Consider the following 13,660-nt stretch of genomic DNA (forward strand, 5'->3'; position numbering starts at 1 on the left):
ATCCGCAGCATGACCGCCTTCGCCGGCGGCGAAACGACCACGCCATGGGGCACGCTCGCCTGCGAGCTGCGGTCGGTGAACCACCGCTTCCTCGAGATCGCCACGCGCCTGCCCGACGAGCTGCGCGTGCTCGAGCCCGCGCTGCGCGAGCGTATCGGCGCGCGCATCAGCCGCGGCAAGGTCGACGTCAGCCTGCGCTTTCGCGCGGTCGAGGGCGCGGGCGCGCTGCAGGTCGATCGTGAGCGGCTGGCCGAGCTGTCGCGCCTGGCGCGCGAGCTCGAAGCCGACTTCCCGGGCCTGCGCACCGATTTCTCGCAGCTGCTGCAGATCCCCGGTGTGGTGAAGGGCGAGGGCACCGATGCCGCCGCGCTGCAGGCCGAGGCGCTGGCGCTGCTGGACCGCGTGCTGGACGACTTCGTGGCCGCGCGTGAGCGCGAGGGCGCCAAGCTCGCGCAGGCGATCGTCGACCGACTCGACGCAATCGCGACCATCCGCGAGACCGTGCGCGAATGCATCCCGGCGATCCGCGAAGGCCAGCGCACGCGACTGGAGACGCGCCTCGCGGACTTGCCGGTGCCGGTCGATCCCGGTCGCATCGAGCAGGAGCTGGTGATGGCGCTGCAGAAGCTCGACGTCGACGAGGAGCTCGATCGCCTCGATGCCCACCTCGCCGAGGCGCGCCGCGTGCTCAAGCTGCGCGAGGCGGTGGGCCGCCGGCTGGACTTCCTGCTGCAGGAATTCAACCGCGAGGCGAACACCCTGGGCAGCAAGTCGGTCGACAGCCGCACCTCGTCCGCCGCGATCGATCTCAAGGTGTTGATCGACCAGATCCGCGAGCAGGTCCAGAACATCGAGTGACGTCCCGCCGGGCGGGCCGCCAAAGCGGTTAGCATTCGCCAGCCCGGCCCCGCCGACCTCCGCAGACCACCAACCGGCCCATGCGCGGAACACTCTTCATCGTCGCGGCGCCCTCCGGCGCGGGCAAATCCAGCATCGTGAACGCGGTGCTCGCCCGCGATCCGAACATCTGCCTGTCGATCTCGTTTACCTCGCGCGCACCGCGCCCGGGCGAGCGGCACGCCGAGCACTACCACTTCGTCAGCGCCGCCGAGTTCGAGAACATGGTCGCCGCCGGCGACTTCTTCGAGCACGCGCTGGTGCATGGCGACTGGAAGGGTACGGCGCGGCAGTCGGTCGAGCCGCAGTTGAACGCCGGCCGCGACGTGCTGCTGGAGATCGACTGGCAGGGCGCGCGCCAGGTACGCGCCAAGGTGCCGGACGCGATCAGCGTGTTCATCCTCCCGCCGTCGCGCGCCGCGCTCGACGAGCGCATGCGCAAGCGCGGGCAGGACAGCGAGGCGGTGATCCGCCAGCGCCTGGACGCCGCCCGCGAGGAAATGAGCCACTACGGCGAGTTCGACTACCTCGTGGTCAACGAGGACTTCGACACCGCGGTGTCGGAGATGTGCGCGATCTTCACTTCCAGCCGCCTGCTGCGCGACCGCCAGGTCGCCCGCCATGCCCGACTGATCAGCGCGCTGCTGGCCGACGACAGATCCTGATCCGGCCGGCGCGGCCTAACTGACTGATTCCAAAGGAAAGGCTTGCCTCGTTCGGCGGGCGGGCCTACACTTCTCGCCCCTTTCGCATCACGTGGCGCGCCGTCCGGCCGCCGGGAGCCCCATGGCCCGCATCACCGTAGAAGACTGCCTGCAGGTCGTCGACAACCGTTTCGAGCTCGTCATGATGGCGTCCAAGCGCGCCCGCCAGCTCGCCGCCGGCGTCGACGCCCAGCTCGACAACGACGCGAACGACAAGCCGACCGTGCTCGCGCTGCGCGAGATCGCCGCCCGCCGCATCGACAACGACTACATCGACGCCGTCGAAAAGGCCGAGCGCGAGCGCAAGGAGCGCGAGGCGCTGGAATGGGCCGCCGCCGAGGTGGTCGCCGACGACGACCTGTCGAAGGGCGACGACTGATCCACCGGTCCCGCCGATCGATCCCGGAAAGCCCCGCCATCGGCGGGGCTTTTCGTTTCCGCACGTCCGTCACGGATCGTGGACGGCGGTGAACCGGCGGCCGGAGGCCACGCCATAAACCGTTGCGCCCTAGGGGCGCGCCCGTATAGTCGGTCGCAATGAGTTCGTTCGATCGCGTCGCCAGCCCGAAAACCGCCTCCGTCCCGGTTCCCGCCGACGAGGTGCCGGAGTACGTCCTCGAGCTGGAGCGTGCCGCCTCCTATCTGGGCGAGGAACAGCGCGCGCTGCTGCGCAAGGCCTGGCGCATCGGCGCCGAGGCGCATGCGGGCCAGACGCGCAAATCCGGCGAGCCCTACATCACCCATCCCGTCGCGGTGGCCAAGGTGCTGGCCGAGCAGGGACTGGACCCCGAGACGCTGATCGCCGCGATCCTGCACGACACGCTCGAGGACACCGAGCTCTCGCGCGAGCAGCTGGTCGCCGAGTTCGGCGAGACCGTGGCCGAGCTGGTCGACGGCGTGACCAAGCTCGACAAGCTGCAGTTCCGCGACCGCCAGGAAGCCGCCGCCGAGAGCTTCCGCAAGATGCTGCTGGCGATGTCGCGCGACCTGCGCGTCATCCTGATCAAGCTCGCCGATCGCCTGCACAACATGCGCACGCTGGGCGCGCAAAGCCCCGAATCGCGCAAGCGCATCGCGCGCGAGACGATCGAGATCTACGCGCCGATCGCGCAGCGCCTGGGCATGAACCTCTTCAAGGCCGAGTTGCAGGACCACGGCTTCCGCGCGCTGCATCCGTGGCGGCACGCGGTGATCGAGAAGCGCATCCGCACCCAGCCGGTGATGCGCCGCGAGTTGATCGTGCAGATCGAGGCCAACCTCGCGCAGAAGCTCGCGAAGGAAAAACTCATCCATCGGCTGGTGAGCCGGGTGAAGTCGCCCTGGAGCATCTACACCAAGATGCGCTCGGAGCAGAAGAGCTTCCGCCAGGTGATGGACGTGTTCGGCTTCCGCGTCGTGGTGCGCAACGTGGGCGACTGCTACCGCGCGCTCGGCGTCGCGCATGCCACCTACAAGCCGCTGGATTCGCGCTTCCGCGACTTCATCGCCATCCCCAAGGCGAACGGCTACCAGTCGCTGCACACGGTGCTGTTCGGCCCGTACGGCTCGCCGGTGGAGGTCCAGATCCGTACCGAAGAGATGGACCTCATCGCCGAGCGCGGCATCGCGGCGCACTGGTCGTACAAGTTCGGCGGCGAAGGCTTCAACGGTGCTCAGAGCCGCGCGCACCACTGGGTGACCAACCTGGTGGAATCGCAGCGCTCGGCGGGCTCGTCGCTCGAATTCCTCGAGAACGTGAAGGTCGACCTGTTCCCGGACGAGGTCTACGTGTTCACGCCGAAGGGCGACATCCTTTCGCTGCCACGCAATTCCACCGCGCTCGATTTCGCCTACGCCGTGCATACCGATATCGGCAACACGGCGGTGGCCGCGCGCGTGGACGGCAAGCTGGTCCCGCTGCGCACCAAGCTCGCGAGCGGCCATCGCGTCGACATCATCACCGCGCGCTCGGCGACGCCGAAACCGCAGTGGCTTGAATTCGTCGTCACAGGCAAGGCCCGCACGGCGATCCGCCAGCAGCTCAAGCAGCTGGAGCACGAGGATGCCGTGCAGATCGGCCATCGCATGCTCGACCGCGCGCTGGAAGCGCTCGACACCTCGCTCGAGCGCGTGCCGGCCACGCGGCTCGAGACCTACCTCGGCGACAACCGCTACGCGCGGCTGGAAGCGCTGCTGGCCGACATCGCGCTCGGCAACCGCATGCCGCAGCAGGTGGCGCTGGCGCTGGTGCGCGAGCAGGGCTCGAACCTGCAGCCGCGCGCCGAGGATCCGGGCCACGCGATGCGCGACCGCATCCTGATCACAGGCAACGAGAAGGGCGTGATTTCCTTCGCGGCCTGCTGCCTGCCGGTGCCGGGCGACGAGATCATGGGCTACCACACCGCCGGCAAGGGCATCGTGGTGCATCGCCTGGACTGTCCGAACGTCGCCGAGTACCGCAAGTCGCCCGACCGCTGGGTGCCGATCGGCTGGGACCGCCAGGTGCAGGGCGATTTCCACGCCGCGCTCAAGATCGAGGTCGACAACCGCCCCGGTGCGCTTGCGCAGATCGCCGCCGGCATCGCCGAGGCGAAGGCGAACATCGATCGCGTGGAATACATCGAGCGCGATGCGAACGTCGCGGTGCTGCGTTTCGGCATCGAGGTGTCCGATCGCCGCCACCTCGCCGACGTCATGCGCAAGGTGCGCAAACTGAGCGTCGCGCTGGGCGTGCAGCGTATCTAGCGTCTCAGCGTTCGCGAACGGCTTCGCTACACTCCGGGTTTTCTCCGGATTCGCCGCCATGGCCCGTCAACCGATCCAGACCGACCTCGCTCCCGCCGCCATCGGCCCGTACTCGCAGGCCGTGCGCGCCGGCGACACCGTGTTCCTGTCCGGCCAGATCCCGCTCGATCCTTCGACCGGCGAGATCGTCGCGGGCGACATCGCCGCGCAGGCGCGCCGCGCGTTCGACAACCTGCGCGCGGTCTGCGAGGCCGCCGGCGGCTCGCTGGACGGCGTCGTGCGCCTCGGCCTCTACCTCACCGACCTCGGCGACTTCGCCGCGGTCAACGCGGTGATGGCCGACTACTTCCAGGCGCCGTATCCGGCGCGTTCGACCATCCAGGTGTCCGGCCTGCCCAAGGGCGCGCAGTTCGAGGTCGACGCGATCCTCGTCCTCCGCTGACATGCCCCGCGCGGCGCGACCGACGCCTGCCCTCGCGCCGGCCGGCGATGCGCCGCTGACGTCGCTGCGCGGCTGCGGGCCGGCGCTCGCGGAGAAGCTCGCCACGCGCGGGCTCTCCACCGTGCAGGACCTCTGGCTGCAGTTGCCGCGCGGCTACGAGGACCGCACGAAGATCGTGCCGATCCGCGAGCTGCAGGCCGGCGCTGCGGCGCAGGTCGAAGGCGTGGTCGAGGCGGTCGAGAAGGGTTTCCGCTACCGGCCGATGCTGAAGGTGGCGATCTCGGACGACTCGCACGGCACCCTGGTGCTGCGTTTCTTCCACTTCCGCGCAGCGCAGGTCGCGCAGTTCCAGCCGGGCACGCGCCTGCGCTGTTATGGCACGCCGCGGCTGGGCCCTCAGGGGCTGGAGATCGTGCATCCGAGCTATCGCGTGGTCGAGCCGGACGAGGCGCTGGGCAGCGTGCTCGATCCGGTCTATCCGCAGATCGAGGGCGTCGCGCCCGCCACGCTGCGGCGGCTGATCGGGCTCGCCGTCGATCGCCTGCCGCCCGATGCCGCTCTCGAACTGCTGCCCGTCGAGTGGTGGGCCGACCTCGGCCTGCCGTCGCTGCACGAAGCGCTGGTGACCGTGCATCGCCCGCAGGCCGGCGACGACATTCCCGCGCTGCTGTCGGGGCGTCATCCCGCGCAGCGCCGGCTCGCGCTCGAGGAACTGCTCGCGCACCACCTGAGCCTGCGCGGTCAGCGTCGTGCGCATCGCGCGCATGCGGCGCCGGCACTGCGCGATGCACGCCTTGCGAACGCGTTGCGCGACGGCCTGCCGTTCCGCCTTACCGGCGCGCAGGCGCGCGTGTTCGCCGAGGTGGCGCGCGATCTCGCGCAGCCGGTGCCGATGCTGCGACTGGTGCAGGGCGACGTCGGCTCGGGCAAGACCGTGGTCGCTGCGATGGCGGCGCTGCTCGCGGTCGGCGATGGCCAGCAGGCCGCGCTCATGGCGCCCACCGAGCTGCTCGCCGAGCAGCACCTGGTCAACCTGCGCGGCTGGCTGGAACCGCTCGGCGTGCGCGTGGCATGGCTCGCCGGCAAGGTCACGGGCAAGGCGCGCGCGAAGGTGCTGGCGGAGGTCGCCTCGGGCGAGGCGCAAGTCGTCGTCGGCACCCATGCGCTGATGCAGGAGGGCGTTGCCTTCCACGACCTCGCGCTGGCCATCGTCGACGAGCAGCACCGCTTCGGTGTGCACCAGCGCCTGGCGCTGGTCGACAAGGGCCCGCGTGCGCGCGGCAACGTGCCGCATCAGCTGGTGATGACCGCCACGCCGATCCCGCGCACGCTGGCGATGGCCGCGTACGCCGACCTCGATGTCTCCACCATCGACGAGTTGCCGCCGGGGCGCACGCCGGTGACGACCGTGGTGCTCGGCGCCGACCGTCGCCCCGAGCTCGTCGAGCGCATCCGTCGCGCCTGCGCGGAAGGCCGCCAGGCGTACTGGGTGTGCACGCTGATCGACGAGAGCGACGAGGTCGTCGCCCGCGCCGCGCAGACCACCTTCGACGAGCTCACCGCGCAGCTGCCGGAGCTGCGCCTCGGCTTCGTGCACGGCCGCATGCGGCCCGCGGAGAAACAGGCGGCGATGCTCGCGTTCAAGAACGGCGACATCGACCTGCTGGTCGCGACGACGGTGATCGAGGTCGGCGTCGACGTGCCAAACGCCTCGCTGATGATCATCGAGAACGCGGAGCGCCTCGGCCTGTCGCAGCTGCACCAGTTGCGCGGGCGGGTCGGGCGCGGCAGTGCGCAGTCGAGCTGCGTGCTGCTCTACCAGCCGCCGCTGTCGCAGATGGCGCGCGAGCGGCTCGCCACCATGCGGGAGACCAACGACGGCTTCGTCATCGCCGAGCGCGATCTCGAGCTGCGCGGCCCCGGCGAACTGCTCGGCACGCGCCAGACCGGCCTGGCCGAATTCCGCGTCGCCGACCTCACGCGCGATGCCGACCTCATGCCGCGCGTGCAACTCCTCGGCGAGCGCATCGCCGAGCGCGCGCCGCAACTCGGCGGGCGCATCGTCGCGCGTTGGGTCGGTGGCGCCGTGCGCTACGCCTCGGCCTGAGCGGGCGCGCATAATCGGTCGATGACCGAACAGATCCCGCTCCTCATCGATACCGACCCCGGCGTGGACGACGCGCTGGCCCTGCTGATGGCCTTCGACGACCCGCGCCATCGCGTCGTCGGCCTCACCATCGCCGCCGGCAACGTAGGCCTCGACCACACCGTCGCCAACGCGCTGAAGCTCTGCGAAGTGGCCGGCGTGGACGTACCCGTCTTCCCGGGCTGCGCCTCGCCGTTGCTGCATCCGGCGCGCGACGCCGCCTACGTGCACGGCCGCGACGGCTTCGGCGATACCGGCTACGAGAAGGCCACCAAGCAGGCCGAGGCCGAGCACGCCGCGCTCGCCATCCTTCGCCTCTCGCACCAACATGCCGGCCGCCTGATGCTGGTCGCGCTGGGCCCGCTGACCAACGTCGCGCTGGCGCTGAAGCTCGATCCGACGCTGCCCTCGCGCGTGGCCCGCTTCGTGGTGATGGGCGGTGCGGTCACCGGCCACGGCAACATCACGCCGGCCGCGGAGTTCAACATCTACTTCGACCCTGAGGCGGCGCGCATCGTGTTCGAAGGCTTCCCGCACATCGACCTGGCCGACTGGGAGGCCACCGTCGCCCACGGTTTCGCGCACGATGAAGTCGAGCGCTGGCTGCAGGCCGACGCGCCGCTCGCGCGCTTCTACGACTCGATCTCGAAGAAGACGCGCGAATGGTCCAGCGACCGCCGCGGCGACCATTGGCATGCGGCCGACGCCCTCGCCATGGCCTACGCGCTCGAGCCCGAGGGAGCGACGGAGCTGGTCGAGCGCCCGGTCGCGGTCGAACTCGAAGGTCGCCACAGTCGTGGTGCCACCGTGGTCGACTGGCGCCGCGAGGGCGGGGCGGGCGACAACTGCCGGATCCTCATGCGCTACGACCAGGCCCGCTTCGAGGCCCGCATGCGCCGCGCGCTGGGCGCCTGAGGCCGGTCCAGCCCACCGCGTCCTCACACGGCTTGCACGGAGCCCGGTCGGTCTCTATACTGCCGGGCTCCCCGAATCCCTGAATGGTGCATGCCATGAAGACCGGCATCCATCCCGAGTACCGCGAAGTCGTCTTCCAGGACGTCACCACGGACTTTTCCTTCCTGACCCGTTCGACCATCCCCTCCAAGGAGACGGTCAAGTGGGAAGACGGCAATGAATACCCGCTGGTGAAGGTCGACATCTCGTCGGCCTCGCATCCGTTCTACACGGGCAAGAACAAGATCATCGACACCGGCGGTCGCGTCGACAAGTTCCGTCAGCGCTACGCCAAGAAGTAATCCTCGCCGCGGGCATCGCCCGCATCGAGTCGATCGCGGCCGCCTCGTGCGGCCGTCGTCGTTTCCGTCATCCGGGAAAACGCCCGGTGTCGGCGCGCGTTTCGCGGCCTAGGGCGTTCCAGCGACGAAAACCACTGGACCGATGGCCAGCCTGCGTTCGCAGGCGTATGTGCGATAATCCGTGGCTTGCGGTTCATCCGTGATGGCCTTTCTCCTTCAGCCGCGGCGTCACTGCCGCCTGCCCCCCAGGAGCGCTTCGTGTCCGATACAAATTCCGGCCTCCAGCAGGTCAACCTGACCGCCGGCGACGCCAACGTGACCCTGCCCGTGCTGCACCCCGTGCTGGGCGCGCCGTGCATCGACATCAGCAAGCTGCCGAAGGAAACCGGCTGCTTCACCTACGACAACGGCTTCACCGCCACGGCGAGCTGCAAGTCGGCCATCACCTACATCGACGGCGACGCCGGCGTGCTGCTGTATCGCGGCTACCCGATCGAGCAGCTGGCCGAGAAGTCGAACTTCCTCGAGGTCGCGTACCTGCTGATGAACGGCGAACTGCCGAGCAAGCAGGAGTTCGACGCGTTCGAGCACGAGGTCACGCATCACACGATGATGCACGAGGCCTTCCGCACGTTCCTCTACGGCTTCCGCCACGACGCGCATCCGATGGCGATGCTGGTCGGCATGCTCGGCTCGATGGCGAGCTTCTACCACAACGATCTCGACCTCGACGATCCGGAGCAGCGCCGCCTGGCCGCGATCCGCCTGATCGCCAAGGTGCCGACGATCGCCGCCGCCTGCCATCGCTATTCGATCGGCTGGCCGATGCGCTATCCGAAGAACTCGCTCGAGTACACCACGCGCTTCCTGCACATGATGAAGGAAGTGCCGGCCGAGCCGCTGGAGCTCAACCCGGTTGCCGCCAAGGCGCTGGACCTGCTCTTCATCCTGCACGCCGACCACGAGCAGAACGCGTCGACCTCGACCGTGCGCCTCGTCGGCTCGACCGGCGCGAATCCGTATGCCTGCGTCGCCGCCGGCGTCGCCGCGCTGTGGGGCCCGGCGCACGGCGGTGCGAACGAGGCGGTACTGAAGATGCTCGCCGAGATCGGCCGCCCCGAGAACGTGAGCAGCGCGGTCGACAAGGCCAAGGACAAGAACTCGGGCTTCCGCCTGATGGGCTTCGGCCACCGCGTCTACAAGAACTACGATCCGCGCGCCGCGCTGGTCCGCAAGATGACGCACGACGTGCTGGGCGCGCTGAACATCGACGACCCGCTGCTCGAAGTCGCGATGCGCCTGGAAGAGGCCGCGCTGAAAGACGAGTACTTCGTGCAGCGCAAGCTCTACCCGAACGTCGATTTCTACTCGGGCATCATCTACAAGGCGCTCGGCATCCCGGTCGAGATGTTCACGGTGATGTTCGCGATCGCGCGGACCGCCGGCTGGGTCAGCCACTGGCTGGAACAGCAGAACGATCCGGAGAACAAGATCGGCCGCCCGCGTCAGATCTACACCGGCGCCGCGCAGCGCGACTACGTGGGCGCCGACAAGCGCTGACGATGGTTTCGGCGTCCCCGGACACCGACACGAAGCCGCGGCCCGCCCGCGGCTTCGTCGTTTTCAAGTGGTGCGTCTATGCGCTGCTGGCGCTCGATGTACTGCTGTTCGGACTGTACGGGCGCGCGACCGAACTGCTCGATACGGCGGCCTGGGTCGTGCTGGTGCTGCTGTTCGAATGGGAGACGGGCGGTTGGGGCCTGCCGGCCCGGGCACGCCCGTTGCTGCACGGCGTTCGTGCACTGGCGGCGATCGGCGTCGTCGTGGCGGTCGTCGGCTACGCAATGGAACGCGAGTGGCTGGACTTCGCGAACGAGGCGACGTGGCTGGGCGTGGTCGCACTGCTGGAAGTCGACTTGCGCCTGCCGTCGCGCTTCAAGCGCGCGCATCGGCTGCGTCGTTATGCGGCGGGCGCGCTATACCTCGCGCTCGGCGGCTTTCTGGTCACCTGGCTGCTGGGCGGCATCGCCGGCGACGATCCCCGCGCCGCATGGCTGGACACCTGGGACGCGGCGCTCTGGCTGGTCGCGTTCTGGGTGATCGAGCTCAACGTCTTCGGCTGGGGCTCGAAGGCGCAGGACAGGCGTTAGCCGAAGCCGCGCTCGAAACCCTCGATCTCCGCGTCCGCGAGGATCTGCCGCAACTGGCTCGCGCTCGCGCGTCGCATCGGCTTCTCGTCGACCGGCGACAGCGGCGCCTGGCGCAGCACGTCGTGCGGAAGCACCGTCACGTCGAAGGGCAGGTCGTCGGCACTGAATACCCATACGGGGAATTCGGCGTCGCGGTGGCGATCCAGCCGCAGCCGGCGGCTACGTGGCTGCGCCGGAATGTCGTGCTCGACGAAGAAGCGGTGCACCGCGTCGGCATCGTCCGCATGCAGGTGCAGCAGCACTGGCGTGCGCGCGTCGGCGGTGCCCTCGAGCACGGGACCGACCAGGCGCGGCTCGAAGGCGCGGAAGAATCGCAATGCTTCGAGCGCCGCTTCGCGGCGGCGCTGCAGCTCGCCCGCGCTGTCGCGTCCGAACAGGCGCTGGTACTGGCGCAACGCGGCTTCGATCTCCGCGTTGCGCGGCAGCGAGGCGTCGTCGTGGATGCCGAGCCGTTCGGCGGCCTTGAGCTTGGCCTGGTGGTAGTCGGCGATGCCGCTTTCGGCCATCAACCGTGCCGCCTCCCCGGCGAGTCGCTCGCGGCGTTCGCGCAGGCGCGACTGGGCATGCAGATGGGCGTGCTGACGGGCAGGGCGCATGGCGGGCTCCGTGGCAGGCAAAGGCGGTGGACCGCCGCCGACGAAGGCCGGCGCCTGCACGCTAACACGCGGATGTCGACGCCCGTTGTCGCGGCGTCGACATCGGTTCAGCCGCTCAGAAGATGTCGAACGATTCTTCCGAGCCTTCGTCCTGCTGTTCGGCCGACGGGCCGTAGTCGACGTCGCTCTGCATTCGCTCGAGGTCCTCGGCCTTTACCCATTCGGTGATGCCGCCTTCGCCGCCCGGGATCAGGCGGCCACCCGCGCCCACGGTCACCTTGACCATGCCCTGCGGCGGCTCGTTGGGCTGGATCGGCTTGTCCTTGAGCGCGACGCGCATGTACTCGATCCAGATCGGCAGCGCGGCGCGGCCGCCGTACTCGCCGTAGCCCAGCGGCTTGAAGTCGTCGCGGCCCACCCAGACGATGGTGACGTATGGGCCGCCGAAGCCCGAGAACCACGCGTCGCGGTGATCGTTGGTCGAGCCCGTCTTGCCGCCGATGTCCTCGCGCTTGAGCACCTTGGCGGCGGTGCCGGTGCCGCGCTGCACGACGTCGCGCAGGATCGACACCACCTGGTAGCCGATACGCTCGTCGATCGCGCGCGGCGCGAGCACCATGCCGGTCATGTCGGGCTTTTTCGGTGCGGGCAATGCGGCGTCGGGCTTCTTTGCGGCCTTCGCGTCGTCGGCCTGCGCCGTCGCGGCACCGGGCGCGGGGCCGAGGTCGAAGCCGTCGACCACGGTGGTCGCCGCCTGCGGCTGCGCACCGTTCGGCGTCGCCACCACCGCGCAGCCGTGGCAGCCCACGACCGGCTTCTCCTTGAAGATGACCGCGCCGTTGCGGTCCTTCACCGTGTCGATGAACCACGGCGTGACGCGGTAGCCGCCGTTGTAGAACACGGCATAGCCGCGCGCGACCGACAGCGGCGTCAGCGAGGCGGTGCCCAGCGACATCGACAGGTTCGGCGGCAGCGAATCGATCTCGAAGCCGAAGTTGCTGATGAACTTGCGCGCGTAGTCCACGCCGATCGCATCGAGCAGGCGCACCGACACCAGGTTGCGCGACTGCACCATCGCCTCGCGCAGGCGCATCGGGCCCGCGAAGTTGCCGGTGTCGTTCTGCGGACGCCAGAGGTGGCCGACGCGGTCCTTGAACACCACCGGCGCGTCGAGAACGATCGAGGCCGGGTTGAAGCCGCGCTCGAACGCCGCCGAATAGACGAACGGCTTGAAGCTCGAGCCCGGCTGGCGCTTGGCCTGCGTGGCGCGGTTGAACTTGTTGCCGGCGAAGCTGTAGCCGCCGGTGAGCGCACGAAGCGCGCCGTTCATGGCGTCGATCGACACCAGCGCGGCCTGCGCGCGCGGCAGCTGGTCGAGGCGATACACGGCATCGGCATCGGCATCGGTCGCGGGCTTCTTGTCGCCCTCGGCGACGACGCGGCGCAGGCGCACCAGGTCGCCACGGCGCAGCGAACCCAGGCTCATGCCCGGCCAGGCGCGCGAGCCCGGAAGGGTGATCGTGCGCTTGTCGGCCAGCAGCACCTCCGCCGAGCCGGCGCGTGCGGACAGCACGATCGCCGGCAGCAGTTCGCCCTGCGCCGGAATCGACGCGAGGCGGCGCGCGGTGGCCGCCACGTCCTCGGCCTCGGCGAGTTCGAAATGCTTCTCGGCGCCGCGCCAGCCGTGGCGGCGGTCGTAGGTATGCAGGCCGTCGCGCACCGAGGCGTCGGCGGCCGCCTGCAGCTCCGGGTCGATCGTCGTGTAGACGTGGTAGCCCTTGGTCAGCGCCTCGGGGCCGTAGCGCTCGATCATCTCCAGGCGCACCATCTCGGCGACGTAGGGCGCGTAGACCTCGACCGGGCGCTCGTGCGGCGAGGCGTGCATCGGCACCGCCTTCGCGGCGGCCGCATCGGCGCTGCTGACGTACTTCAGCGCGGCCATGCGATCGAGGATGTAATCGCGGCGGATCTTCGCGCGCTCCGGGTTGCTGATCGGGTTCGCGCTGGACGGAAACTTCGGGATGCCGGCGAGCGAGGCCATCTCGTCGAGCGAGAGCTTCTCCAGCGGCTTGCCGTAGTAGTACTCGGCGGCCGCGGCCAGGCCGTAGGCGCGGTTACCGAAGAAGCTCACGTTGAGGTAGAGCTCGAAGATCTCGTCCTTGCTGAGCTCGCGCTCCATGCGCATGGCCAGCATCATCTCGGCGAGCTTGCGCGTGTAGCTGTATTCGTTGCTCAGGAAGAACTGCCGCGCGACCTGCTGGGTGATGGTCGAGCCGCCCGGCACGCGCTTGTCGTCGGTGGTGGCCAGCAGCCAGACCGCGCGCGCGACGCCCTTGAAGTCCACGCCGTGGTGCTCGTAGAAGCGCGAGTCCTCGATGGCGATGAATGCCTTCTTCTGCAGGTCCGGCACCTTCTCGATGTCGACCGGATAACGGCGCGTCTCGCCGAACAGAGCCATGAGGCGGCCGTCCTTCGAATAGACGTACATCGGCTCCTGCAGCTGCACGTCGCGCAGCGTCTCCACGTCCGGAAGCTTCGGGGCGATCACCGCGTACAGCGCACCGGCGCCGATGAGGCCGAGGACGATCAGGCCGGCAGTCGCGAACAGCGCCCAGCGGAGCAGGCGGCGGAAACGGGGCATGGGGAAGTCGCGTAAAGAAATCGTAAGCCGAGTATAGAGGAGCC

At 69.3% G+C, this 13,660-nt stretch carries 12 protein-coding genes; 10 read left to right on the forward strand and 2 right to left on the reverse strand.

The genetic code is table 11. The features are described from left to right. Positions 1–9 precede the first annotated feature (9 nt). The 10 genes from IE066_RS00790 (at position 10) to IE066_RS00835 (ending at position 10,319) form a co-directional block, all read left to right on the forward strand. A complete protein-coding gene (locus IE066_RS00790) occupies positions 10–858 on the forward strand; it encodes a YicC/YloC family endoribonuclease (protein ID WP_189448692.1) in 849 nt (282 codons plus the stop codon). Between the two features lie 80 nt (positions 859–938). Beyond that, positions 939–1,562: a guanylate kinase gene (gmk, locus tag IE066_RS00795; RefSeq protein WP_189446434.1), complete on the forward strand. Its 624-nt coding sequence runs from the start codon at positions 939–941 to the stop codon at positions 1,560–1,562. Between the two features lie 121 nt (positions 1,563–1,683). After that, on the forward strand, positions 1,684–1,980 hold the full coding sequence (gene rpoZ, locus IE066_RS00800) for a DNA-directed RNA polymerase subunit omega (protein ID WP_189446435.1): 297 nt from the start codon (positions 1,684–1,686) through the stop codon (positions 1,978–1,980). Between the two features lie 158 nt (positions 1,981–2,138). Next, positions 2,139–4,325 carry a RelA/SpoT family protein gene (locus IE066_RS00805; RefSeq protein ID WP_189446436.1) on the forward strand — a complete coding sequence of 729 codons (2,187 nt, stop codon included), beginning with the start codon at positions 2,139–2,141 and terminating at the stop codon, positions 4,323–4,325. A gap of 58 nt (positions 4,326–4,383) precedes the next feature. Next, positions 4,384–4,767: a RidA family protein gene (locus tag IE066_RS00810; RefSeq protein WP_189446437.1), complete on the forward strand. Its 384-nt coding sequence runs from the start codon at positions 4,384–4,386 to the stop codon at positions 4,765–4,767. A 1-nt stretch (position 4,768) separates the two neighbouring features. Further along, positions 4,769–6,874 carry an ATP-dependent DNA helicase RecG gene (gene recG / locus IE066_RS00815; protein ID WP_189446438.1) on the forward strand — a complete coding sequence of 702 codons (2,106 nt, stop codon included), beginning with the start codon at positions 4,769–4,771 and terminating at the stop codon, positions 6,872–6,874. A gap of 21 nt (positions 6,875–6,895) precedes the next feature. Continuing rightward, a complete protein-coding gene (locus IE066_RS00820) occupies positions 6,896–7,828 on the forward strand; it encodes a nucleoside hydrolase (protein ID WP_189446439.1) in 933 nt (310 codons plus the stop codon). A gap of 95 nt (positions 7,829–7,923) precedes the next feature. Next, complete coding sequence (locus IE066_RS00825) at positions 7,924–8,169, forward strand: type B 50S ribosomal protein L31 (RefSeq protein ID WP_189446440.1); 246 nt, start codon at positions 7,924–7,926, stop codon at positions 8,167–8,169. A 258-nt stretch (positions 8,170–8,427) separates the two neighbouring features. Further along, a complete protein-coding gene (locus IE066_RS00830; RefSeq protein WP_189446441.1) occupies positions 8,428–9,729 on the forward strand; it encodes a citrate synthase in 1,302 nt (433 codons plus the stop codon). A gap of 2 nt (positions 9,730–9,731) precedes the next feature. Next, positions 9,732–10,319, forward strand: a complete 588-nt coding sequence (locus IE066_RS00835; RefSeq protein WP_189446442.1) for a hypothetical protein — start codon at positions 9,732–9,734, stop codon at positions 10,317–10,319. Here the strand turns inward: IE066_RS00835 and IE066_RS00840 are convergent. Beyond that, positions 10,316–10,975 (reverse strand): hypothetical protein, encoded by a 660-nt coding sequence (locus IE066_RS00840; protein ID WP_189446443.1) that lies wholly within the window; start codon positions 10,973–10,975, stop codon positions 10,316–10,318. The two genes, IE066_RS00835 and IE066_RS00840, sit on opposite strands and share 4 nt — an antisense overlap. 115 nt (positions 10,976–11,090) lie before the next feature. Then, positions 11,091–13,616, reverse strand: a complete 2,526-nt coding sequence (locus tag IE066_RS00845; RefSeq protein ID WP_189446444.1) for a penicillin-binding protein 1A — start codon at positions 13,614–13,616, stop codon at positions 11,091–11,093. Positions 13,617–13,660 lie beyond the last annotated feature (44 nt).

This window comes from Cognatilysobacter xinjiangensis, from assembly GCF_014651995.1.
GTDB lineage: Bacteria > Pseudomonadota > Gammaproteobacteria > Xanthomonadales > Xanthomonadaceae > Cognatilysobacter > Cognatilysobacter xinjiangensis.

What these genes read in the sequence shown, in the direction of transcription:
- IE066_RS00845 (WP_189446444.1), bottom strand. Translation starts at nt 13,616, where the DNA reads ATGCCCCGTTTCCGCCGCCTGCTCCGCTGGGCGCTGTTCGCGACTGCC.
- rpoZ (WP_189446435.1), top strand. Translation starts at nt 1,684, where the DNA reads ATGGCCCGCATCACCGTAGAAGACTGCCTGCAGGTCGTCGACAACCGT.
- IE066_RS00840 (WP_189446443.1), bottom strand. Translation starts at nt 10,975, where the DNA reads ATGCGCCCTGCCCGTCAGCACGCCCATCTGCATGCCCAGTCGCGCCTG.
- IE066_RS00835 (WP_189446442.1), top strand. Translation starts at nt 9,732, where the DNA reads ATGGTTTCGGCGTCCCCGGACACCGACACGAAGCCGCGGCCCGCCCGC.
- recG (WP_189446438.1), top strand. Translation starts at nt 4,769, where the DNA reads ATGCCCCGCGCGGCGCGACCGACGCCTGCCCTCGCGCCGGCCGGCGAT.
- IE066_RS00805 (WP_189446436.1), top strand. Translation starts at nt 2,139, where the DNA reads ATGAGTTCGTTCGATCGCGTCGCCAGCCCGAAAACCGCCTCCGTCCCG.
- gmk (WP_189446434.1), top strand. Translation starts at nt 939, where the DNA reads ATGCGCGGAACACTCTTCATCGTCGCGGCGCCCTCCGGCGCGGGCAAA.
- IE066_RS00810 (WP_189446437.1), top strand. Translation starts at nt 4,384, where the DNA reads ATGGCCCGTCAACCGATCCAGACCGACCTCGCTCCCGCCGCCATCGGC.
- IE066_RS00820 (WP_189446439.1), top strand. Translation starts at nt 6,896, where the DNA reads ATGACCGAACAGATCCCGCTCCTCATCGATACCGACCCCGGCGTGGAC.
- IE066_RS00825 (WP_189446440.1), top strand. Translation starts at nt 7,924, where the DNA reads ATGAAGACCGGCATCCATCCCGAGTACCGCGAAGTCGTCTTCCAGGAC.
- IE066_RS00790 (WP_189448692.1), top strand. Translation starts at nt 10, where the DNA reads ATGACCGCCTTCGCCGGCGGCGAAACGACCACGCCATGGGGCACGCTC.